At 63.1% G+C, this 21786-nt stretch carries 20 protein-coding genes; 14 read left to right on the top strand and 6 right to left on the bottom strand.

Going from position 1 to position 21786, the window contains the following annotated elements; translation table 11 throughout:
- Positions 1-14 precede the first annotated feature (14 nt).
- Positions 15-299 (bottom strand): hypothetical protein, encoded by a 285-nt coding sequence (locus IVB50_RS20995; protein WP_018457287.1) that lies wholly within the window; start codon positions 297-299, stop codon positions 15-17.
- Positions 300-830: 531 nt separating this feature from the next.
- Here IVB50_RS20995 and IVB50_RS21000 point away from each other — a divergent pair.
- The 6 genes from IVB50_RS21000 to IVB50_RS21025 all read left to right on the top strand — a co-directional run bounded on the left by IVB50_RS21000 (position 831) and on the right by IVB50_RS21025 (position 6672).
- Positions 831-2021: an ABC transporter substrate-binding protein gene (locus IVB50_RS21000; RefSeq protein ID WP_247297087.1), complete on the top strand. Its 1191-nt coding sequence runs from the start codon at positions 831-833 to the stop codon at positions 2019-2021.
- A gap of 146 nt (positions 2022-2167) precedes the next feature.
- Positions 2168-3037 (top strand): branched-chain amino acid ABC transporter permease, encoded by an 870-nt coding sequence (locus IVB50_RS21005; protein ID WP_007601971.1) that lies wholly within the window; start codon positions 2168-2170, stop codon positions 3035-3037.
- 8 nt (positions 3038-3045) lie between these two features.
- Complete coding sequence (locus IVB50_RS21010) at positions 3046-4074, top strand: branched-chain amino acid ABC transporter permease (RefSeq protein WP_085348722.1); 1029 nt, start codon at positions 3046-3048, stop codon at positions 4072-4074.
- Positions 4071-4826, top strand: a complete 756-nt coding sequence (locus IVB50_RS21015) for an ABC transporter ATP-binding protein (RefSeq protein ID WP_247297089.1) — start codon at positions 4071-4073, stop codon at positions 4824-4826. The genes IVB50_RS21010 and IVB50_RS21015 overlap by 4 nt, the downstream gene beginning before the upstream one ends.
- Entirely contained in the window at positions 4819-5535 is a 717-nt protein-coding gene (locus tag IVB50_RS21020; protein WP_247297090.1) for an ABC transporter ATP-binding protein, read from the top strand. The genes IVB50_RS21015 and IVB50_RS21020 overlap by 8 nt, the downstream gene beginning before the upstream one ends.
- Before the next feature lie 18 nt (positions 5536-5553).
- Positions 5554-6672 (top strand): cobalamin-independent methionine synthase II family protein, encoded by a 1119-nt coding sequence (locus tag IVB50_RS21025; protein ID WP_247297091.1) that lies wholly within the window; start codon positions 5554-5556, stop codon positions 6670-6672.
- A 64-nt stretch (positions 6673-6736) separates the two neighbouring features.
- On the opposite strand, the gene IVB50_RS21030 is transcribed toward IVB50_RS21025, so the two are convergent.
- Both IVB50_RS21030 and IVB50_RS21035 read right to left on the bottom strand, forming a co-directional pair.
- Positions 6737-7852: an acyltransferase gene (locus IVB50_RS21030; RefSeq protein ID WP_247297092.1), complete on the bottom strand. Its 1116-nt coding sequence runs from the start codon at positions 7850-7852 to the stop codon at positions 6737-6739.
- Between the two features lie 541 nt (positions 7853-8393).
- Positions 8394-10112, bottom strand: a complete 1719-nt coding sequence (locus tag IVB50_RS21035; RefSeq protein WP_247297093.1) for a caspase family protein — start codon at positions 10110-10112, stop codon at positions 8394-8396.
- Positions 10113-10284: 172 nt separating this feature from the next.
- On the opposite strand from IVB50_RS21035, the gene IVB50_RS21040 reads away from it, so the two are divergent.
- The 4 genes from IVB50_RS21040 to IVB50_RS21055 all read left to right on the top strand — a co-directional run bounded on the left by IVB50_RS21040 (position 10285) and on the right by IVB50_RS21055 (position 16064).
- Positions 10285-11640 (top strand): hypothetical protein, encoded by a 1356-nt coding sequence (locus IVB50_RS21040; protein ID WP_247297334.1) that lies wholly within the window; start codon positions 10285-10287, stop codon positions 11638-11640.
- A 60-nt stretch (positions 11641-11700) separates the two neighbouring features.
- Entirely contained in the window at positions 11701-12897 is a 1197-nt protein-coding gene (gene metK / locus IVB50_RS21045) for a methionine adenosyltransferase (protein ID WP_204511798.1), read from the top strand.
- A gap of 126 nt (positions 12898-13023) precedes the next feature.
- Positions 13024-14445, top strand: a complete 1422-nt coding sequence (gene ahcY, locus IVB50_RS21050) for an adenosylhomocysteinase (protein WP_247297094.1) — start codon at positions 13024-13026, stop codon at positions 14443-14445.
- Between the two features lie 158 nt (positions 14446-14603).
- A complete protein-coding gene (locus tag IVB50_RS21055) occupies positions 14604-16064 on the top strand; it encodes an NAD(P)/FAD-dependent oxidoreductase (RefSeq protein ID WP_247297095.1) in 1461 nt (486 codons plus the stop codon).
- 19 nt (positions 16065-16083) lie between these two features.
- On the opposite strand, the gene IVB50_RS21060 is transcribed toward IVB50_RS21055, so the two are convergent.
- The gene (locus IVB50_RS21060; RefSeq protein ID WP_247297096.1) at positions 16084-17319 is read right to left on the bottom strand and encodes a YbfB/YjiJ family MFS transporter; all 1236 of its coding nucleotides are present in this window, start codon (positions 17317-17319) and stop codon (positions 16084-16086) included.
- A gap of 29 nt (positions 17320-17348) precedes the next feature.
- On the bottom strand, positions 17349-18059 hold the full coding sequence (locus IVB50_RS21065; RefSeq protein ID WP_247297097.1) for an SDR family NAD(P)-dependent oxidoreductase: 711 nt from the start codon (positions 18057-18059) through the stop codon (positions 17349-17351).
- A 214-nt stretch (positions 18060-18273) separates the two neighbouring features.
- Between IVB50_RS21065 and IVB50_RS21070 the strand changes: the two genes are divergently transcribed.
- The 3 genes from IVB50_RS21070 to IVB50_RS21080 all read left to right on the top strand — a co-directional run bounded on the left by IVB50_RS21070 (position 18274) and on the right by IVB50_RS21080 (position 20563).
- On the top strand, positions 18274-19197 hold the full coding sequence (locus IVB50_RS21070; protein WP_247297099.1) for a LysR family transcriptional regulator: 924 nt from the start codon (positions 18274-18276) through the stop codon (positions 19195-19197).
- Positions 19198-19343: 146 nt separating this feature from the next.
- Complete coding sequence (locus tag IVB50_RS21075) at positions 19344-19499, top strand: hypothetical protein (RefSeq protein WP_007612486.1); 156 nt, start codon at positions 19344-19346, stop codon at positions 19497-19499.
- A 134-nt stretch (positions 19500-19633) separates the two neighbouring features.
- The gene (locus IVB50_RS21080; RefSeq protein ID WP_247297100.1) at positions 19634-20563 is read left to right on the top strand and encodes an aspartyl/asparaginyl beta-hydroxylase domain-containing protein; all 930 of its coding nucleotides are present in this window, start codon (positions 19634-19636) and stop codon (positions 20561-20563) included.
- A gap of 6 nt (positions 20564-20569) precedes the next feature.
- On the opposite strand, the gene IVB50_RS21085 is transcribed toward IVB50_RS21080, so the two are convergent.
- The gene (locus IVB50_RS21085) at positions 20570-21112 is read right to left on the bottom strand and encodes a hypothetical protein (RefSeq protein ID WP_247297102.1); all 543 of its coding nucleotides are present in this window, start codon (positions 21110-21112) and stop codon (positions 20570-20572) included.
- 130 nt (positions 21113-21242) lie between these two features.
- Between IVB50_RS21085 and IVB50_RS21090 the strand changes: the two genes are divergently transcribed.
- Positions 21243-21701, top strand: coding sequence for a nuclear transport factor 2 family protein (locus tag IVB50_RS21090; RefSeq protein WP_035995651.1), 459 nt, complete (start codon positions 21243-21245; stop codon positions 21699-21701).
- Positions 21702-21786: the final 85 nt, after the last annotated feature.

A 21786-nucleotide genomic window follows, 5' to 3' on the forward strand; every position in this document is an offset into this window, starting at 1 on the left:
ACGAGGGGGCGCGACTAGCGCACCGCGGTGCCGGACGCCGAGCCCGTTGCGCCCTTCTGCGCCTGCTCTTCCTTTTCGCGATCCGCTGCCGGCATCAGTCGCCTGCGCTCGCGCTCCTTCATGTAGGCATCGTATTGCGGCGTGCCCGCCCGCGGCGGGGCGTCCGCCGGCAAGCCGCCGGCCCATTGCGGGACGTAGTCGCCCATGCCGGAGGAGAGCTTTTCGTTGACTGTGCCGCAGCCGGACAGGCCCGCGGAGAGCGCGAGGAGGATCAGGAGGGAACCGAAGGATCTAGGCATTGCACCATTGTACAGAGGCGAGGTCAGTCGTGTTGGACGCCAGGTCAGGCTGTCGCCGGGAGAGTAGCCTTCAACAAGGTAAAATAGGCTTATTCGAGGTAGGTAATCCGATACCAGAGTGTACCGACCCAAGCCTTGCCGATGTTCAGATTCTGCAAACAAAAGACGAAATCCTCCATCCACCCGGCTGGGAGCGTTTCTAGACTGCGGCAAGGGTTCGCGACAAAGTGGCTTGATCAGCAAAGAGGCTTTTTCGTTGACAGGTCCAGTTCATTTGTACAATCGTACAAATGAAAGCGAGCACAATCATGATGCCGGCGGTACCCGGACGTGACCCGATATCGCTTCTGCCGTTCGGCAATCGGAACGCTCGGCTTGCGCCGAATGGTCGCCAAACGTCCGATTGACAATAAGGGCGCGAAAGACGCCATGTTGCGCGCGACATCACGCGTGCGTGAGCTAGACGTAAGGCAAGGATCGGGCACTCGGTCCGGCGCACAAGAGATCAGGAATGAAGGGGAGGGACATCTGATGTTCGAACGCAAAAAACCGTCTCATAGGACCGCTTGGGCCGCAGCAGCTGCCGCCATCGCGGGCCTCGTGGCCGTCGCTCCGGCCAAGGCCGAGGACAGCGTCAAGATCGGCCTGATCCTGCCGATGACCGGCGGCCAGGCCTCGACCGGCAAGCAGATCGAGAACGCGATCAAGCTCTACATGCAGCAGAAGGGCGACACCGTCGCCGGCAAGAAAATCGAGATCATCCTCAAGGACGATGCTGCGATTCCCGACAAGACCAAGACCGCCGCGCAGGAGCTGATCGTCAACGACAAGGTCCATTTCATCGCCGGCTTCGGCGTGACGCCGGCCGCGCTCGCGGCGGCGCCGCTCGCCACGCAAGCCAAGATCCCGGAGGTCGTGATGGCGGCGGGCACCTCCATCATCACCGAGCGCTCGCCCTATATCGTGCGCACCAGCTTCACGCTGGCGCAGTCCTCCACCATCATCGCCGACTGGGCGGTGAAAAACGGCATCAAGAAGGTGGCGACGCTGACCTCGGACTACGCGCCGGGTAATGACGCGCTCAACTTCTTCAAGCAGAACTTCACCGCCGGTGGCGGCGAAGTGGTCGAAGAGGTCAAAACGCCGCTTGCAAATCCTGATTTCGCACCGTTCCTCCAGCGTATGAAGGATGCCAAGCCTGACGCGATCTTCGTGTTCGTGCCGGCCGGCCAGGGCGGTAACTTCATGAAGCAGTATGCCGAACGCGGGCTCGACAAGGCCGGCATCAAGGTGATCGGACCGGGCGACGTGACCGACGACGATCTCCTCAACAACATGGGCGACGCCGTGTTGGGCACGGTCACCGCTCACCTCTATTCCGCGGCGCATCCCTCGCAGATGAACAAGGATTTCGTCGCGGCCTACAAGAAGGCCTACGGAAACCGTCCTGGCTTCATGGCGGTGAGCGGCTATGACGGCATTCACCTGATCTACGAAGCGTTGAAGAAGACCAATGGCGACACCGACGGCACCAAGCTGGTCGAAGCGATGAAGGGCCAGAAGTGGGAGAGCCCGCGCGGCCCGATCTCGATCGACCCCGAGACCCGCGACATCGTGCAGAACATCTACATCCGGAAGGTCGAGAAGGTCGACGGCGAGCTCTACAACGTCGAGTTCGCGACCTTCGAGGCCGTCAAGGATCTCGGCAAGACCAAGAAGTGACTCGCGTCGTTCCGGGGCTCGCCTCCGTGTCTGCGTCATGCCCGGGCTTGTCCCGGGCATCCACGCAAAGCCGGGAAAAGAAACACCAGACAGAACGTGGATGGCCGGGACAAGCCCGGCCATGACGATAACCCTAAGCTGAGACGATGACCTCAATCCTCACCAACCTGTTCGATGGCGTTGCCTACGGCATGCTGCTGTTCGTGCTGGCTTGCGGGCTCGCGGTCACGCTCGGCTTGATGAATTTCGTCAACCTCGCCCATGGCGCCTTCGCCATGGCCGGCGGCTATGTCTGCATGGTGCTGGTCAACCGGATGGGCTGGCCATTTTTCGCTGCGTTGCCGCTAGCCTTCGTCTCCTCCGCTGCGATCGGCATCGTGCTCGAGCGCACGCTGTACCGACACCTCTATGCGCGCAGTCATCTCGACCAGGTGCTGTTCACGATTGGCCTCACGTTCATGTCGGTCGCGGCCGTCGACTACATCCAGGGCTCGTCGCGCGTCTTTATCAACTTGCCGGCGGCGCTACAGGGCCAGTTCGACCTGTTCGGCGTCGGCATCGGCCGCTACCGGCTGATGATCATCGTGATCTGCGGGCTGCTCACCATCGGTCTCCAAATGGTGCTGGCCAAGACGCGGTTCGGCAGCCGCCTGCGCGCCGCGGTCGACGATCCCCGCGCCGCGAGCGGCCTCGGCATCAACGTGCCGCAGGTGTTCGCCTTCACATTTGCTTTTGGCTGCGGCCTGGCCGGTCTCGGCGGCGCGCTGAGCGCCGAGATCCTCGGCCTCGACCCGTACTTTCCGCTGAAGTTCATGATCTACTTCCTGATCGTGGTCACCGTCGGCGGCTCGTCCTCCATCACCGGCCCGTTTCTGGCCTCGCTGCTGCTCGGCATCGGCGACGTTGCCGGCAAATATTACGTGCCGAAGATGGGACCTTTCGTGATCTACACCATGATGATCGTGATCCTGATCTGGCGCCCGAACGGTCTGTTCGGCCGCACGGCCGCGCGTTGAGTTCGCCGATGAGCGCCTCCTCCGACGTCGGCTATCACGCCCAGCGCCAGGCACGCTGGCACTATGGCGAGGCCGCTTTCTGGCTGATCGTGCTGGCCTGCGGCTTCGTATTTCCCTCGCGCTACTTGATCATGACGGATATCCTGCGGCTCGCGCTGTTTGCGATGTCGCTCGATCTGATCCTCGGCTACGCGGGCATCGTCTCGCTCGGCCATGCCGCCTTCTTCGGCGTCGGCGCGTACGCGGCGGGGCTTCTTGCGCTGCACGGGATCATCAACGAGCCCGTGCTTGCGCTTGTCGTCGCCGGCGTTGTCGCGATGGTGCTCGGCTTCGCTACCAGTTTCCTCGTGATCCGCGGCGTCGATCTGACGCGACTGATGGTGACGCTCGGCATCGCCTTGCTGCTTGAGGCATTGGCCGAACGCTTCTCCAACATCACCGGCGGCACCGACGGTCTGCAGGGTATCGAGATGCAGCCGATCTTCGGTGAGATTCCGTTCGACATGTTCGGCAAGACCGGCTTCTTCTATTCGCTCACCGTTCTGTTCCTGTTGTTCCTGTTCGCCCGCCGGGTCGTGCATTCCCCGTTCGGGCTGTCATTGCGCGCGATCAAGAACAATCCGCTGCGCGCGGCCGCGATCGGCATCCCCGTCAACCGCCGCTTGATTGCGATCTACACGCTCGCGGCGTTCTATGCCGGCATCGCAGGCGCGCTGTTCACCCAGACTACCGCGATCGCCTCGCTCGATGTGTTCGCCTTCGAGCGCTCGGCGGACCTGATGCTTGTGCTCGTGATCGGCGGCACCGGCTATCTCTACGGCGGGCTGATTGGCGCGGTGCTGTTTCGCATGCTGCAGGAATTGTTCTCGACCATCACTCCGCAATACTGGCAGTTCTGGATCGGCCTCGTGCTGGTCGTGATCGTCCTGGTCGGCCGCCAGCGCCTGCATCGCTGGATGCTGTATGTGCCCAATCTGGTCATCAGGCAGATAGCGGGGCGCAAGGCCGTCGTCGCCGTGCCGGAGAGCGACGCATGACCATCGTGCTCGAAACCCAGAATCTCGAAAAGCAGTTCGGCGGTCTGCGCGTCACCCGCGACTTGTCGGTAAAAATCGAACAAGGCGCCCGCCACGCGCTGATCGGCCCCAACGGCGCCGGCAAGACCACGGTGATCAACCAGCTCACCGGCGTGCTCAAGCCGAACTCGGGCCGCATCCTGCTCGAAGGCCAGGACGTCACGGATCTGCCCGTGCACAAGCGCGTGTTGCGCGGCCTGTCGCGCACCTTCCAGATCAACCAGCTCTATCCCGACCTGACTCCGCTCGAGACCATCGGTCTCGCTGTCTCCGAGCGCCTCGGCCATGGCGGCGACTGGTGGCGGCGGATGGGCACGCGCAGCGACGTCAACGGCGAGATCGCCGACCTCCTGACGCGCTTCCACCTGCTCGACGTCATGAACGAACAGGCGGTGACGCTGCCTTACGGCAAGCAGCGCCTGCTCGAGATCGCGGTCGCGATCGCCGCCAAGCCGCGCGTGCTGCTGCTGGACGAGCCCGCCGCCGGCGTGCCCGAGAGCGAGCGCCACGACATTCTCGCCGTCGTCGGCAGCCTGCCGCGCGACGTTACCGTGCTACTGATCGAGCATGACATGGACCTCGTGTTCTCCTTCGCCGACCGCATCTCTGTCCTGGTCTCCGGCGCGCTGCTCACCGAAGGCCCGCCCGAGCAGGTCGCGCGCGACCCGCAGGTCAAGGCGGTCTATCTCGGCGAGGAGGCGGTCAATGTCTGACCTGCTCGCGATCGACTCGCTTCGCGCCGGCTACGGCGAGGCCGTGGTGCTGCCGAACATGTCGCTGCGTCTCGCCCAAGGCCAGGTGCTGGCGCTGTTGGGGCGCAACGGTACCGGCAAGACCACGCTGATCAACTCGATCGTCGGCGTCACCCGTCGCTTCTCCGGAACTGTCAGGCTCGCCGGTACCGACGTCACGACCTTGCGGCCCGACCAACGGGCGCGCTCCGGGATCGGCTGGGTGCCGCAGGAGCGCAACATCTTCCGCTCGCTCACGGTGGAGGAGAATATGTCCGCAGTGGCCCAGCCCGGTCCCTGGACCGTCGAGAGGGTCTACGAGATGTTCCCCCGGCTGAAGGAGCGGCGGAGCAATTTTGGCAACCAGCTCTCCGGCGGTGAGCAGCAGATGCTGGCGATCGGCCGCGCGCTGACCCTCAATCCGAAAGTGCTTCTCCTGGACGAGCCGACCGAGGGCCTTGCCCCCATCATCGTCGAGGAGCTCTTGAAAGCGATTGGGACCATCACGCGGGCGGGCGGCATCTGCTCGATTATCGTCGAGCAAAATGCCCAAAAGATTCTGGGGCTGGCCGACCGTGTTGTGATATTGGAGCGCGGAACGATCGTCCACGACGCCCCGAGCGCCGCGCTGAAGGCCGACCCGTCGGTCCTCGAGCGCCACCTCGGCGTTGCAGGGGCGGCGGCCCACTAAAAAAACTGGGAGTAAGAAATGCAGCGAACCAAAGCCCCCTTCCGCGCCGACGAGGTCGGCAGCCTCTTGCGTCCCGCCAAGATCAAGGAAGCCCGCGCCAGGCTGGAGAAGGGCGAGATCTCGGCCGACGATCTGTGCAAGATCGAGGATTTGGAGATCGAGAAGGTCGTGCATAAGCAGGCTTCGCTCGGCTTGAAGCTCGCAACCGACGGCGAATTCCGCCGCTCCTGGTGGCATTTCGACTTCCTGGCCAAGCTCACCGGCTGTGAAATGTTTCACCCCGACACCGGCATCCAGTTTGCGGGCGTCGAGACCCGGCACGACGCGGTGCGCGTGATCGGCAAGCTCGATTTCCCCGATGACCACCCGATGCTGGATCACTTCCGCTTCCTGAAGAAGGTTGCCGACCAGGCTCACGTCACCGCCAAGATGACGATCCCGTCGCCGGCGGTGCTGCACTTCCGTGGCGGCCGCAAGGCGATCTCCAAGGACGTCTATCCCGATCTCGATGCCTTCTACGAAGACCTCGGCAAGACCTACCGCAAGGCCGTGAAGGCGTTCTACAACGCCGGCTGCCGCTATCTCCAGTTCGACGACACCGTGTGGGCCTATCTCTGCTCGCCGGACGAATTGCAGAAGGCGCGCGAGCGGGGCGACAATCCCGAGGGTCTCCAGCAGATCTATGCGCGCGTCATCAACTACGCGCTGGCCGAGAAGCCCGCCGACATGGTGGTGACGACGCATGTCTGCCGCGGAAATTTCCGTTCGACCTGGATTTCTTCAGGCGGCTACGAGCCGGTTGCCGAGACCATGCTCGCCGGCACCAATTACGACGGCTATTTCCTCGAATACGACAGCGACCGCGCCGGTGGTTTCGAGCCGCTGCGCTTCCTGCCCAAGGGCAACAAGGTCGTCGTGGTCGGCGTCATCACCTCGAAGTTCGGTGAGCTCGAGAACAAGGACGCGATCAAGCGGCGTCTCGAGGAAGCCGCCAAGTTCGCCCCGCTGGAGCAGCTCGCGCTCTCCCCGCAATGCGGCTTTGCCTCAACCGAGGAAGGCAACATCCTCTCGGAGGAGGAGCAGTGGGCCAAGCTCAGCCTCGCGGTCGAGATTGCGAAGGAAGTGTGGGGGCAGTGATCGGGTGCAGCCGCGTCTTTGCGTAAGCGAGACGCGTTGTGTCAAAGCTGCTCGATCCGCGACATCAGAGCGGGGCCGGACTTGTCCGCCCCGCTTGTTTTTTGCGTCGAAGGGTACTGCGGATCAGGCGCTGCGCCGGCGCCTCGAACCAGCGATAGGTAAGGTGCGAGGCCACGAGTGTCGGCAGCACGAAGGCCACCCAGAACAGATGGTCGCCGTAGGGAATCGGTCGCTGCATGGCCACGCAGGCGAGTGCGATGGCGAGCTGAATCGGGAAGTGCAGAAGATAGCAGGAATAGGTCATATTGCCGGCCATCTCGAGTAGTGCCTGGACCCGCCGCGGCAAGGTGAGTTGGCCGGAACAGCAGAACAGCAGGATCGGTGTATAGATCAGCAGCAGCGGTCCGGCGGCCGGGGCGAGCTCGATGCCCGCCAGCCAGATCGCCGCCGGGACTGCGATGGCGGCGAACGCGGCCGTTGCTTCCAATGTCCGCCGATGCCCGGAATCGACGACGGCCTGCCGGGCCATGGCGGCAAGTCCGCCTGCATAGAAGAAGGCGAGGCTGGTCCCGACCTGCGTTCCGATCGTGATCGAGGCAAGGATCACGACCAAATTGAACAGCGGCGATGCCGTTACAAAGCGCAACGCCATGAAAAAGGTCGCATAGTCCATAATCTCGACTGAGACCGACCAGATGGGCCCGTTGAAGCTTTCGCTGCGCGGCGGCAGCCAGTCGCTCGCCATGAAGAGCTGTGCGAGGAAGTGCGGGAGATCGTTGTTCGGATAGACGAAGTAGACTCCATGCTGGGCGAAATAGACCGGTTGCAGCACCGCGACCAGCAGCAACGTTGCGATATGGAGCGGATAGAGGCGCGACAGCCGGTTCACGAAGAAGCTTCGGCCGTCGACCGTTCGATCGGCGATAAGGGTGCGATACTTCCAGAAGAATATGAAGCCCGAGATGCACCAGAAGAACCAGACGCCGTACTCGCCGGCCTCATAGAAAGGGAACAGAACGCGGTAGAACGGCAGCTCGCTTCTGGTGAGCTTGACGGCGGGCTCGGCGACAAGGGCAAAGTGCTGATAGTGCCATAACAGCACGGCGAGGGTCGCAAGGAAGCGTAGGCCCTCCAATCCCAGGAGCTTCCGGGCCTCCGGCAGTGGCAATGTTTTCGGCATGATGAATACGGCCTTCGGCTACCTCGGCCGCATCATTGATCCCAGCATCTCGTGGACATCGTAGGTTATGACCGCGAGCAAGGCTGCGAGCGCGAGATAAGCGCCGCCATATTCGCGCTTGGTCTGGAGCGGGACACCGTAATAGGCGACGTTCTCGGGTGCATGCGGATCATATCGCCACGCGCCGAGGAGCTGCGGGGCGGAGCGCCTTGTGAGAAAACCGGCTGTGATCCGAACACGACAAACAGGGCGATGCCGGCGGCGGCAACGAATTTTCTCACAGAATTCCCCAGCAACCAATCCACCGCCTGGTCGGTGGCGCAATCATTATAAGATAACGATAGGTTGTGGTAAAGAGCAGCCGCAGGTTGCGCTCGACTATCTCGCGAGCTGTTGTAATTTTGGCGCTTCGGCGCGGGATGCCAGCACGATCAAAACCGCAACTATGGCCGCAAGAGCCTCGCGATGTGCGGGACTGCTTGTTCCGGGATGCTACGCTCGCCGGGGTAAAGGCAGTTTGCCGGGAAGATGCCAATTCGCATCATTTCTCCGCCAGATAGACCTCTCCCAGCAGCGAGGAGTTCGACCACGGCACCTGCTTGCTCTTCGTGGTCGAAACCACCTCCGCCCGCACACGTGTCAGCATCTGCTGCACCTCGAGACCGGGCGTGCCGATGTGGTGGGAGAGCGCGGCGGAGAACGGCGAGTTGGCGCCTTCGCCGTCGAGAGCGACCTGGCCCGGCGCAGTGGCGAAAGCGATCAGCGTGCCGGCGCCGAGCGTCGCGCCGGCGCCCAGGCTCGTTGGCGCTGCGAGGCCCGAGGCAGCTTCGATGGCGCGGTTGGTGCCGGCTGATGCGACCTGCTGTGCCATCGGATTATTGCGGCAGGCATCGAAGATCAAAATGTTGGTGCGGACCTGGTCGTCGAGGCCGGCCATGATCGTGTCCATGTCGATCATCGCGTCCGTCATCCTCGCGCCCGGCTTGAGTTCGACGTCGACAGGAATGAGATAGTTGCGGCCGTCGACCTGCACACCGTGGCCGGCATAGTAGACCAATACGACCTGCGCCCGCGCCGCCTCCCGCAAGAAGTCACGCGTCATCTTCTGCATCGCCGCGCGATCGAGATCGACGCCTTCTGATACAGTGAAGCCGATGTTGCGCAGGCTCTTCGCAACGGCGCGCGCGTCATTGGGCGGATTGGGCAGCGCCTTGACATGCGCATAGGCGCCATTGCCGATGATCAGCGCCATGCGCGTGCTGCGCGCGGCCGGAGCAGGCGAGGGGGGCGGCGCGGCACCGGTCTGCTGGGGAGCCGGTGCCTTTGCCGGCTCGGTCGTCGGTGACGGCGCATCGCGCGGGATCGGTGCGCTGGCGTCGGTGATCAGCGACAGCCGCACCTTTGCGGTGGTTTGATTGGCCTTGCTGCCGGCATCGGACGCCGCGATCGCCAGTGTGGCTTTGTAGTCGTCGCTCGCGTGCGCGTAATCGCCTTTCGCCTCATAGGCCAGCGCGCGATGGGTGTAGCCCGAGATCAGCACGCTGTTCGGCGGCGTCATGATGTTGACGGGCGGCTTCTCTTTCGCGAGCCGAATCGCTTCGCTCCCGTCGGCAATCGCGCGATCGTAATCGCCTCTGACACGCCAGATCGCGGTCCGGTTGATCAGCGGCTGCGGCAGCGTCGGGTCGAGTCGGATCGCCTGGTTGATGTCGGTCAGCGCGCCGTCGAGATCGCCGAGCGCCTCCTTGGAGATGCCGCGGTTCTGGTACGAGAACGCCGATTTTGGATTGGCCTTGATCGACATGTCGTAGTCGGCGATCGCCTTGGCGTAATCGCCTTTGCCGCGCCAGGCATTACCGCGATTGTGGAAGATGGTTCCGTCAGGCGGGCCGAGCTTCAGCGCATCGTCGAAATCAGCGACCGCGATCTCGTACTCGCCTCTGTCGTAATACGCCGAGCCGCGCAGATTGTAGACTGCCTGGCTCGGCTGGAGCCGGATCGCTTCCGTGGCGTCAGTGATGACCTTGGCGTAATCGCCCTTTTTGTTCCAGCCCACCGCGCGCCAGAAGTAGACCGTCGCGAGCTGCTCGCCTTTGAACACCTTCAGCGAAATGATCTTGCTGCAGGCGTCGATCATCTGGTCTGCCAGCGTGGTGTCGGTGGTGCAGAGCGGCCCAAGCTGGTTGCGCGCCTGCGCAAAAGCTGGCGCCGACCACAGGGTTGCGGCGAGCAGGCAGAGCGCGACGAGCAGGCGACGCATTGGCGGTGGTCCCGTAGAGGAGAGGCGTCTGTTGGTTACCCGGCAGGGGAAGGTGGTTCACGGCTCCCTGTTGTACAAACGGCAAACAGGGGTGGCTCTTTCGCTATTCCCTCAGTGGGCAGATTTTGCTAGGAGGCACTACCCAATCCCTCTGCCCACTGCGTCCCACTCCATGAAGAATGACGAAATCCTGAGCGAAATCACCGAGTTCTGCCGTAAGGCGGACATGGCGGAGTCGACGTTCGGCCGGCGCGCGGTGAACGATGGGAAGCTCGTGCACCGCTTGCGCGAGGGCAAACGCATCACGATCGATACCCTGGACCGGATCCAGGCCTACATGGCTGCATCGATGGCCGGCGGCGTGCCGCCGCCGCGGGGGCTTCAGGTGCCCCCGGAAAAGCGCGATCCGCGCGGCAATTTCCGCTTTTTCGAGAACCGGCAGAAATACCTGCTGTTCGTCCACACTTGCAGTGAGAAGCGGGTGGTCGCCGAGCGCGTGGCGCTGGAGCTTGCCAGCATCCATCCCCGGCCCCCGGCGCTGCGCGTGTTCGATGCCGGCGTTGGCGACGGCACGGTACTGGCGCGCGTGCTGCGCTCGATGCACCAGCGCTTTCCGCACATGCCGTTCTATGTCGCCGGCAAGGAGCTCAGTCTCGAGGACCTCCGCCTGACGCTGGACAAGGTGCCGGATCGCATTTTCGAGCACCCGGCCTCGGTGTTCGTTTTTACCAACATGCTCTACGCGGAGGCGCCCTGGCTCACGCCGGCATCGCCCGCGGCGGCGGCCGCGACCGTTTGGCACGAGGTTCCCCTGCGGGGGGCTTCCTCCGGTGAGTTCGAGACGCAAATCGCGGAGTTGAAGCCGTTTTTGGAGCAGAACTGGCGCGCGGCGGTCAGCCCGCGCACGGGGATGCCGCTCTATGAGCGACCTGTCGTGCTGGTGCTCTACCGCGAAGATCAGCGTTTTCTGCTCGATTCGACCATTCCACGGCCGGGCCAGGCCGAGGCCAATTTCGATCTCGTTATCGCATCCCAGCCATACCGGGCGCTGTCCTCGGTCAATTTCAGGGCAAAACGGATCATAGCGCCCCTGGCGCGGGCCTTGCGGGCAGGCGGCCGCTTGATCGGTATTCACTCCCACGGCCAGGATCCGGGCATGGAGATGATCCAGGCGATCTGGCCCGGAGAAAATCCTTTCTCGGTGAGCCGTCATGAGCTATTGCGCGCGGTGAAGTACGAGCTCGGCTCGGTGGGCCGCGACTTAAATTTTAATGCTTACGCAGATAACCGCTCGATCTTCAGGTATGATATGGAAGCGCTGCCCAACGAGGTGACGGGCACCATCGGAACCTCGACGGCCTTTGCAGCCTGGAATGCGGCAGTGTATGTGGCTCAGATTGAGGACGACCGGTTGACGGAAATGACTCAAAACGGCCGCACTCTGGACGCCGCCAGGGACGTGCTGCGAAAGTACAATGGGCTCTGGTTTCTCGACGAATCCTACGTCATCTCGCGCCGGCGTGATTGACATCATTCAAAGCTAAATATCGCAACGCCCGCCAGCTAGCGGCGGAACAAGGGGTTACTGATGCGCGCGTCCTATCTCTTCACCAGCGAGTCCGTGTCCGAAGGCCATCCGGACAAGGTGTGCGACCGGATCTCCGACGAGATCGTCGATCTGTTCTACCGCGAAGGACCGAAAGCCGGCATCGATCCCTGGCAAATTCGTGCCGCCTGCGAAACGCTCGCGACCACCAACAAGGTCGTGATCGCCGGCGAGACCCGCGGTCCGGCATCCGTCACCAACGAGCAGATCGAAGGCGTCGTTCGCGCTGCGATCAAGGACATCGGCTACGAGCAGGAAGGTTTCCACTGGGAGAAGGCGGACATCGAGATCCTGCTGCATCCGCAGTCGGCCGACATCGCGCAGGGCGTCGATGCGCTGCAGCCGGGCGAAGTCAAGGAAGAGGGCGCGGGCGACCAGGGCATTATGTTCGGCTACGCCACTAACGAGACGCCGGATCTGATGCCGGCGCCGATCTTTTACGCCCACAAGATCCTGCGCCTCATCTCGGAAGCGCGCCACTCCGGCCGCGAGAAGGTGCTGGGCCCGGACTCCAAGAGCCAGGTCACCGTGCAGTACGAGAACGGCAAGCCGGTCGGCGTGCGCGAGATCGTGGTGTCGCACCAGCATCTGGTCGAGGACATCTCGTCCAAGCAAATTCGCGACATCGTCGAGCCCTATGTGCGCGAGGCGCTGCCGAAGGACTGGATCACGGCGAAGACCATCTGGCACATCAACCCGACCGGCAAGTTCTACATCGGCGGTCCCGATGGCGATTCCGGCCTGACCGGCCGCAAGATCATCGTCGACACCTATGGTGGCGCGGCTCCGCACGGTGGCGGCGCGTTCTCCGGCAAGGATCCGACCAAGGTCGACCGCTCCGCGGCTTACGCTGCCCGCTATGTCGCCAAGAACATCGTCGCGGCCGGTCTTGCCGACCGCTGCACGCTGCAGCTCGCCTACGCCATCGGCGTGGCGCGTCCGCTGTCGATCTACATCGACACCCACGGCACCGGTAAGGTGTCGGAGGATCAGCTCGAGAAGGCCGCGGCCAAGGCGATGGATCTCACCCCGCGTGGCATCCGCAGCCATCTCGATCTCAACCGCCCGATCTACGCGCGCACCTCCGCCTATGGCCATTTCGGCCGTACTCCCGACAACGAGGGCGGCTTCTCCTGGGAGAAGACCGATCTCGTCGAAGCGCTCAAGCGCGCGGTCTGATCACCGACGACATTTCGGGGCGCCGCGACAGCGGCGAACCCGGAATTCCTAATCGATCGCATCGAGATTCCGGGCTCGCCCTCCAGGGTGACCCGGGATGACCAATTCAACAACAGGACGCCCGCAATGAACGCGAAGCCCGGCTTCACAGATTACATCATCAAGGACATTTCGCTCGCCGATTTCGGCCGCAAGGAGCTCTCGCTCGCCGAGACCGAGATGCCCGGCCTGATGGCCACCCGCGAGGAGTACGGCCCGAAGCAGCCGCTGAAGGGCGCCCGTATCGCCGGCTCGCTGCACATGACGATCCAAACCGGCGTGCTGATCGAGACGCTGGCCGCGCTCGGCGCCGACATCCGCTGGGTCTCCTGCAACATCTATTCGACGCAGGACCACGCCGCGGCGGCGATCGCAGCCGCCGGCATTCCGGTGTTCGCCGTCAAGGGTGAGAGCCTTACCGAGTACTGGGACTACACCGCCAAGCTGTTCGACTGGCACGGCGGCGGTCACCCGAACATGATCCTCGACGACGGCGGCGACGCCACCATGTACGTCCATCTCGGCCTGCGCGCCGAGAACGGCGACACCAAGTTCCTGGACAAGCCGGGTTCGGAAGAAGAGGAAGTCTTCTTCGCGCTTCTGAAGAAGCAGCTCAAGGAGAAGCCGAAGGGCTACTTCGCCGAGATTGCCAAGAGCATCAAGGGCGTTTCCGAAGAAACCACCACGGGCGTGCATCGTCTCTACGACATGCAGAAGGCCGGCACGTTGCTATGGCCCGCCATCAACGTCAACGACAGCGTCACCAAGTCGAAGTTTGACAACCTCTATGGCTGCCGTGAATCGCTGGTCGACGGCATTCGCCGCGGCACCGACGTGATGATGTCCGGCAAGGTTGCGATGGTCGCGGGCTTCGGCGACGTCGGCAAGGGTTCGGCCGCCTCGCTGCGGCAGGCCGGCTGCCGCGTCATGGTCTCCGAAGTCGATCCGATCTGCGCGCTGCAGGCGGCGATGGAAGGCTATGAAGTCGTGACCATGGAAGACGCCGCGCCCCGCGCCGACATCTTCGTCACCGCGACCGGCAACAAGGACATCATCACGATCGAGCACATGCGCGCAATGAAGGATCGCGCCATCGTCTGCAACATCGGTCACTTCGACAATGAGATCCAGATCGCGGGTCTGCGTAACCTGAAATGGACCAACATCAAGCCGCAGGTCGACGAGATCGAATTCCCCGACAAGCATCGCATCATCATGCTGTCGGAAGGTCGCCTCGTGAACCTCGGCAACGCGATGGGCCATCCGTCCTTCGTGATGTCAGCCTCCTTCACCAACCAGACGCTGGCGCAGATCGAGCTTTTCGCCAACAACAAGGACGGCAAGTACAAGAAGGAAGTCTACGTGCTGCCGAAGTCGCTCGACGAAAAGGTCGCGCGCCTGCACCTCGCCAAGATCGGCGTCAAGCTCACCGAGCTGCGCAAGGACCAGGCCGATTACATCGGTGTCAAGCAGGAAGGTCCGTACAAGTCGGACCATTACCGCTACTGATCCGCTGATCGTATCTATTTTCGATGCAAAGCCCCGGAGCGATCCGGGGCTTTATTGTCTTGAGCGTGACGCACGCGTCTCCTCGAGGTTGTGTCAGGCCGATTGCCAGTTGACGAGCAATGATCGCGGTCAGACAATCCTTGGCATCGGAGGAAACAATGGCTCAAGACCATTTCGACGTGCTGATCGTCGGTGCCGGCCTGTCCGGGATCGGCGCGGGCTATCATCTTCAGACCAAATGTCCGACCAAGAGCTACGTCATCCTTGAGGGACGCGACTGTATCGGCGGCACCTGGGACCTGTTTCGCTATCCCGGCGTCCGCTCCGACAGCGACATGTTCACGCTCGGCTATTCCTTCAAGCCCTGGACCGATCCGAAGGCGATCGCCGACGGCGCGCAAATTCTCAGCTACGTTCGCGAAACCGCAGCCGAGAACGGCATCGAGAAGCACATCCGCTTTCACCATCGGGTCAAGCGTGCGGCGTGGTCGACGAGTGAGGCGCGCTGGACCGTCGAGGCCGAGCGCATCACCGGCGAGGGCGTGGCACAAACCGTGCGCTTCACCTGCAATTTCCTGTTCATGTGCTCGGGCTATTACAAATACGAGGCGGGCTACACGCCGGAGTTTCCGGGGGTTGCGGATTTCGCCGGCCGCATCGTGCATCCGCAGAAATGGACCGACGACATCGACTGCGCGGGCAAGCGCGTCGTCGTGATTGGCTCGGGCGCGACCGCGGTGACGCTGGTGCCGGAGCTCGCCAAGACGGCCGCGCAGGTCACCATGCTGCAGCGCTCGCCGACCTATGTGGTGTCGCGCCCTGCACAGGATCCCGTCGCCAACAAATTGCGGCGCAATCTGCCGACGCGGCTTGCCTATCACCTGATCCGCTGGCGCAACGTGATGTGGGGGATGTTCTTCTTCCAGCTCAGTCGGCGCCGCCCTGCGAAGGTGAAGGAGCTGGTTCTCAAGGGCGTGCAGATGGCGCTCGGCCCCGACTACGACGTCGCGACCCATTTCACGCCGCGCTACAATCCGTGGGACCAGCGGCTCTGCCTCGTGCCGGATGGCGACCTGTTCAAGGCGATCCGCGAGCAGCGCGCCTCCGTAGTCACCAAAGAGATCGACACGTTCACGCACGATGCTATCCGCCTGAAGGACGGCAGCGAGCTTGCGGCGGACATCATCGTGACCGCGACGGGACTGGTGCTCCAGGTCGTCGGCGGTCTTGACATCAGTGTCGACGGCCGCGCCGTCGATTTCGCCAACACGCTGACCTACAAGGGCATGATGTATGCCGACGTGCCCAACATGGCTTCTGCGTTCGGCTACACCAACGCATCATGGACGCTGAAATGCGACCTCACCTGCGAATATGTCTGTCGGCTCATCAACTACATGGACCGGCACAATTTCCGGCAGTGCATGCCACATAATGACGATCCCACGATCACGGCGCAGCCGTCGCTCGATTTCACCTCGGGTTATGTGCAGCGCTCGGTCGCAAAGATGCCGAAGCAAGGCTCGAAGCAGCCGTGGCGGCTCTACCAGAACTACGCGCTCGACATCGTCTCCTTGCGGTTGGGCCGGATCGACGACGGCGTGATGCAATATTCCTGATCGCGACGACCGCGACGTTCTAAGCCTTGCGCGTGGCAAGCGGCAGGGCAAGATCAATCGCGAGTGCAAGCACCACGGCGCCGCCGCCCAGCGCGAACAAGACGAGATAATCGCCGCCGGTCTGTGCGTAGATCCAGGAGAAGCCGTAGGCCGCGGCCGCCTGGAACAGCGCAAAGCTGGTCGCGGCATGGCTCCATGTCGTGCGCTGCTGCTCGGCAGAAAGTGGGACCAGCTCATGGATGCGTCCGAGCACGAGCGGTACGATGCCAGGTGTGAAGCCGCCGACCACCACGCTCGATACGATCAGCGGGAGAGGCGCGGTACTGACGGTCGGGAGCAACACGGCGGCCGCTTCGATCAGGAAGGCGGCGCGCAGCGCCGGTCGAAACCCAGCGCGGTCCCCGAGATGACCGGTGACCACCGGGCCGACGATTGCGCCAAGGCCATAGAGCACCCAGTAGTGCGATCCCGCAACAATACCCTGGCCGAGGCCGCGCGCGACGAAATCGACGATGAAGACCATGTGCGGCACCAGCGCCACCGCGTTGAGGCCGTATTGGACGAGCAAGCCGCGAGCAGCGGGCGAAGCGTGCTTCGCCCGCTGCGATGACACGGTATCGGCCTTCGCCTCAGCGGGCCAGTTCCACCAACTCACCAGCGTGAGCGTGCCCGCGAGCACGCCAAGACCATACCAACTCTGTTGCAAGCCTTGCTGCAGCAACAGCGGCACCAGCGTGCCGGATGCGGCGACACCGAGCCCGACGCCGGCAAAGATCACGCCGCCGACGATGCCGCGCCTCGCCGCCGAGATATGCGGCAGAATGACGGAGGCCACCAGTACCATGATGATTCCGCCGGTGAGCCCCGACAGGAAGCGCCAGGCGAAGAACCAGGTGAACGACACCGGGGTCGAGCTGGCAAAAAAGGAGAGGGTCGCGAGCAACATCATCGTCCGCAAGCCGCGAACGGCGCCGATGCGCGCGGCCACGGTCCGCGCCGCGAGCGCGCCGGCAAGATAGCCGGCCAGGTTCGCTGCACCGAGATAGACGACGTCGGACGGGTCGAACCATTTTGCGGCGATCAGGGCCGGGATCAGCGGCGTGTAGGAAAAGCGCGCGAGGCCAAGCCCGACCAGCGATGCGGACAATCCTGCTACCGCATATCGCCAGGTTTGCTGTGAGGAAGTCCGTGATGTCGAACCCGACCGCTGATGCGATCGGGGGTGGACTTGCTGCTTGGCATCTGCGTCTGTCATGTCGTCCTCGTGCGCGAAGGCGCTAGCGTTCAGTGGCCGGCGCTCTGGCCGCCGTCGACATGCAGGATTTCGCCGGTGACGAAGGAGGCGCCCTCGAGGTAGAGCACGGCATCGACGATGTCGGACATCTCGCCCATATGGCCGACGGGATGCAGCGCATCGAGCTGGGCGTGCGTCGCGACGGGATGCATCGGCGACTTGATGATGCCGGGCGACACCGCGTTCACGCGGATACCACGCTTGGCATATTCGATCGCCAGTGACTTCGTCGCGGCGCTCAACCCACCCTTGCTCAGCGAGGCTAGCACCGAGGGCACGTTCGAATTGGCCTGGTCGACCAGCGTCGTCGTGATCTGGACGACGTGGCCGGACCCCTGCTTTTCCATCTCGGCGATGCCAAGCTGCGTGACGTGGAAGAAACCAGCGACGTTGGTGCCCATCACCGCTGCATAGTCCTCCGCCGTATACTGCGTGAACGGCTTTGCGACGAAGATACCGGCGTTGTTGACCAGCGTGTCGACGCGGCCGAAGCGGGCGACGGCTTGCGAGACCGCGCGCTCGGCGGTCTTCCGGTCGGCGATGTCGCCGGCAATGGTGAGGACATCTTCATCGCCCGACGGCTTAATGGAGCGCGCCGTCGCGACGACGCGATAGTTGCGATCGCGAAAACCCTGGACCAGGGCGGCACCGATGCCCTGCGAAGCACCGGTGATGATGGCAACCTTCTGTTCGATACCCATGATGGGCTCCTGTTGTTGGCTTTCAGAACCTGCGCCAGCAGCGGCTGGCTTGGTCGATGAGGTACGCCGCAGCGGGCCGGCTGCGAATACGCGCTGTCCGGCAGACACTCTTTCGCGGCGCGAACGAATGCCGGGCGGGCTCCTGGCGGTGGTTGTCGCGGCAGGAGCGAACGCCTAGCTTCCAGTCTGAGCTCGATGGGCTGGCGGGAAACCTATGGATCGTCTGGATGCAATGAAGGTGTTTGTCCTTGCGGTGGACGAGGGCAGCCTCGCGGCCGCGGGCCGCAAGCTCGGCCGTTCGCCGGCGGCGGTGAGCCGCGCCATTGCTTTCCTGGAGCAGCGGGTCGGTGCCGAGCTGCTGCACAGGACCACACGCTCCATCAAGCTGAGCGAGGAGGGCGAGCGCTATGTCGCGGTCTGTCGCCGCGTGCTCACCGAGTTGGAGGAGGCCGACGACATCGCGGCCGGGCCGCGCACGGCGCCCCGCGGCCTGCTCACGATCACTGCGCCCGTGGTGTCGGGTGAGATGGTGCTGCGGCCGATCCTCGATGCTTTTCTCGACGCCTATCCGACCGTCTCGGCAAAACTCCTGCTGTTCGATCGCGCGGTCAATCTGATCGAGGAGGGGGTCGACGTCGCGCTTCGCATCGGTCATCTCGCGGATTCGGCAATGGTCGCGATGCGGGTCGGCGAGATCAGCCGCGTCGTGGTAGCATCACCGCGCTATCTGAAGCAGCATCCGCGCATTACCGAGCCCGGCGACCTCGCCAAGCACCAGATCGTCGCGATGGCGCACCTTCCCAATTCCTGGACCTTTGCACCGCAGGCCGGGTCGTCGGCCGCCCGCACGGTGCAGTTCACGCCGCGGCTCGTCGTCAACAGCACCTATGCGGCGGTGGCCTCGACCGTCGCCGGCCGCGGTGTGGCGCGAATGTATTCGTACCAGGTAGGCGAGCAGGTCGCGCGCGGCGAACTCGAGATCGTCCTGGCCGGCCACGAGGATCCCGAGATGCCCGCGCATTTGATCTGTCCGCAGGGCCGGCTCTCGGTGCCGAAGGTGCGGACCTTCACGGACTTTGCGGTGCCGCGGCTGAAGAAGCAGTTTGCTCGGCTCAAGAACGGCATCACCGCCCGGTGAGCCGCTGCGCGCACGGGCAATGCGTTGTTTTGCGTATACGGCGGGTCGGGTGAATCGGCCATGCTGCCCGAACGGTTAACGCCGGATTAACCGCGGAGTCCTAGCCTGTCTCGGCCGGGGTTACTTGCAAGGCCGAGGTGAGCCCAATGGAAGCCCAGAGAATCGCGGTCGACGCCGTCGTCGCGTTGACCGATTGCGACCGCGACGCCGTCATCGCGTTCATCCGCCGCCTGTATCTTGCCGGCGTCACCGACCCCAAGCGCCTGACCTTCAAGGGCCTCCAGGCGCTGTCACGGGCCTGATTCGGCTCGGTTCGGCCTCAAGTTCCCAGCCCTGATCTCCGGAGCGTGAGTGCAACCCACCGGCGAATATCTTGCCGCTCGGGCCGCGTCGGGATAGATCACGTCCCCGGTTGAATCACCGGGGAACGGGGGAGATGTTAAAACAGCTTTTTGCGCCGCAACTCGTCATTCTCTATGTGCTGGCGGCATCGACGATCTACGTTCATTTCCGCGGCAAGCAGCGACTGCGCTTAGCGCGCCAGCTCGGGGACCACTCCACCTATCTCGCGCCCTACAATGTGCTGATGTACGCGGGCTCGGCGGTGCCGAACAAGCCGGTGATCCCGGTGGAGCAGTTTCCGGAGCTGCAAGCCCTCAGCGAACATTGGGAGACCATTCGCGACGAGGCCGTTCGCCTGTTCGACGAAGGCTTCATTCGAGCGGCGGCGAAGAACAACGATTGGGGCTTCTATTCGTTCTTCAAGAGCGGCTGGAAACGCTTTTACCTGAAATGGTACGACGACTTCCTGCCTTCGGCGCGCACGCTGTGCCCGAAGACGGTGGAGTTGCTCAACTCCATTCCGAGCGTGCATGGTGCGATGTTTGCGATGCTGCCGCCGGGCGGCACGCTCGGCGCCCACCGCGATCCCTTTGCGGGTTCGCTGCGCTACCACCTCGGCCTCGTCACGCCGAACTCGAACAGGTGCCGCATCCTGGTCGATGGCGTCGAATGCGTCTGGCGCGACGGCGAGGCCTTCATGTTCGACGAGACCTTCATCCACAGCGCCGAGAATGCCACCGACGTCAACCGCATCATCCTGTTCTGCGACGTCGAGCGTCCGATGAAATACGGCTTCATGACCGCGATCAACCGCTGGGTCAGCCACCACATCGTCAAGGCCTCTGCAACCCAGAACGTGGACGGCGAGAGCGTCGGCGTGCTCAACAAGGTGTTCGGCAAGCTCTACGAGATCCATCTTGCGAGCCGCAAGGTCAAGGAATGGAATCGCAACGTCTACTACACGCTCAAATATTCGCTGACGGCGGTGATCCTCGGCCTCATCGTGCTGTCGGCATTGCGGTGATCGCGTTTAGTGACGGTGCTTGTGTTCTTCGGAGCCATCAGGGCGTTGGTAACCGCGCAGCTCCGCGTATCGCTGCATTTGGCTCCGGTCGAGCAAGGCAGTTGTCGATAGATGATATTTGAGGTGGCTTTCGCGGAGCAGTGCCTGGGTTTCCGAAATGGCAATGAGGGCCGCCTTGAGTGATTCCGATGTCACGACGCGGGCGGAGAAGAGGCGGTCCAACTCCGTTTCCTGCTCGACCAGCTTGTTACCCAGCGGGACCGCTTCTTGCTTCATGGCATCGAAGAGGCGCTGAACCTGGATGCGCTGATCCGCGGTCAAATCAAGTCGATCACCGAGCTCAAGAACATGGCTCGGGCCGGGATATCCATTGAGTTCGGCGGCAAGCGCCAGGCCCATGCCACGTCCGGCTCGAAGATCTTCGATCTGCTGCTGCGACAGCGCCTTGATGGGGCGATGCTCAAGGCCAGCATAGGGCTGACTGGACTGCGCGCCGGCAACATTGCACAAGACGATAAGCGTGGCCGCAAGCAGGAGAAGGCGTCTCATGAGTCTGGCTCCATGAAATCGGCCCGGCTTGTCGATCGATCTCCACCGGTACTCTCCACATATCTTGCTGGATGGTTCGCCCAATGGCAACAAGATTGCCTGATTTGAGTTGCCGAACATGGAGCAGGCGATGGCCTCCTTGCCGACCGCGAATACCGAGATCACGCAGTTCTTTCGCCACTGGCTGGAGACCTTCGCGGGCTATGTCCGCGAGGTCGACTATGCTTCGGCGCGGCCGCTCTTCCATCCGGATGTGCTGGCGTTCGGCACGCACAACGACGTCATTCCCGGCCTCGACCAATGGGTCACCACGCAATGGGACAACGTCTGGCCGAAGACGTCCGACTTCCGTTTCGTCATCGACCAGGCCTCGATCCTGGCATCGTCCGATGGCACAATGGCGACAGTGATCGTGCCGTGGACGAGCACGGGCTATCATCCCGACGGCAGCGCGTTTCCACGCCCCGGCCGGGCCACGATGGTGTTTTCAAGACATGGCGATAGCTGGCTCTGCGTGCATTCGCACATGTCGCTCAATCGCGGTGTGCCGCAGACAAGCCACGCCAATCGGCCGGTGAAGGCTTGGTAGTGCCCCCCTCGCGGGGCTTATCGACCGACTAAAGTTTTAGCCTCCCATTTCACGTCGGTTGGAACCCTTGGAACCCAACGTCGTT

Source organism: Bradyrhizobium sp. 87 (genome assembly GCF_023073015.1).
Classification (GTDB): domain Bacteria; phylum Pseudomonadota; class Alphaproteobacteria; order Rhizobiales; family Xanthobacteraceae; genus Bradyrhizobium; species Bradyrhizobium canariense_D.

Coding starts and splice junctions, on each gene's coding strand:
- metK (WP_204511798.1), top strand. CDS start 11,701: ATGCGCGCGTCCTATCTCTTCACCAGCGAGTCCGTGTCCGAAGGCCAT.
- IVB50_RS21080 (WP_247297100.1), top strand. CDS start 19,634: ATGTTAAAACAGCTTTTTGCGCCGCAACTCGTCATTCTCTATGTGCTG.
- IVB50_RS21085 (WP_247297102.1), bottom strand. CDS start 21,112: ATGAGACGCCTTCTCCTGCTTGCGGCCACGCTTATCGTCTTGTGCAAT.
- IVB50_RS21025 (WP_247297091.1), top strand. CDS start 5,554: ATGCAGCGAACCAAAGCCCCCTTCCGCGCCGACGAGGTCGGCAGCCTC.
- IVB50_RS21005 (WP_007601971.1), top strand. CDS start 2,168: ATGACCTCAATCCTCACCAACCTGTTCGATGGCGTTGCCTACGGCATG.
- IVB50_RS21065 (WP_247297097.1), bottom strand. CDS start 18,059: ATGGGTATCGAACAGAAGGTTGCCATCATCACCGGTGCTTCGCAGGGC.
- IVB50_RS20995 (WP_018457287.1), bottom strand. CDS start 299: ATGCCTAGATCCTTCGGTTCCCTCCTGATCCTCCTCGCGCTCTCCGCG.
- ahcY (WP_247297094.1), top strand. CDS start 13,024: ATGAACGCGAAGCCCGGCTTCACAGATTACATCATCAAGGACATTTCG.
- IVB50_RS21010 (WP_085348722.1), top strand. CDS start 3,046: ATGAGCGCCTCCTCCGACGTCGGCTATCACGCCCAGCGCCAGGCACGC.
- IVB50_RS21015 (WP_247297089.1), top strand. CDS start 4,071: ATGACCATCGTGCTCGAAACCCAGAATCTCGAAAAGCAGTTCGGCGGT.
- IVB50_RS21030 (WP_247297092.1), bottom strand. CDS start 7,852: ATGCCGAAAACATTGCCACTGCCGGAGGCCCGGAAGCTCCTGGGATTG.
- IVB50_RS21090 (WP_035995651.1), top strand. CDS start 21,243: ATGGCCTCCTTGCCGACCGCGAATACCGAGATCACGCAGTTCTTTCGC.
- IVB50_RS21035 (WP_247297093.1), bottom strand. CDS start 10,112: ATGCGTCGCCTGCTCGTCGCGCTCTGCCTGCTCGCCGCAACCCTGTGG.
- IVB50_RS21040 (WP_247297334.1), top strand. CDS start 10,285: ATGAAGAATGACGAAATCCTGAGCGAAATCACCGAGTTCTGCCGTAAG.
- IVB50_RS21070 (WP_247297099.1), top strand. CDS start 18,274: ATGGATCGTCTGGATGCAATGAAGGTGTTTGTCCTTGCGGTGGACGAG.
- IVB50_RS21060 (WP_247297096.1), bottom strand. CDS start 17,319: ATGACAGACGCAGATGCCAAGCAGCAAGTCCACCCCCGATCGCATCAG.
- IVB50_RS21055 (WP_247297095.1), top strand. CDS start 14,604: ATGGCTCAAGACCATTTCGACGTGCTGATCGTCGGTGCCGGCCTGTCC.
- IVB50_RS21020 (WP_247297090.1), top strand. CDS start 4,819: ATGTCTGACCTGCTCGCGATCGACTCGCTTCGCGCCGGCTACGGCGAG.
- IVB50_RS21075 (WP_007612486.1), top strand. CDS start 19,344: ATGGAAGCCCAGAGAATCGCGGTCGACGCCGTCGTCGCGTTGACCGAT.
- IVB50_RS21000 (WP_247297087.1), top strand. CDS start 831: ATGTTCGAACGCAAAAAACCGTCTCATAGGACCGCTTGGGCCGCAGCA.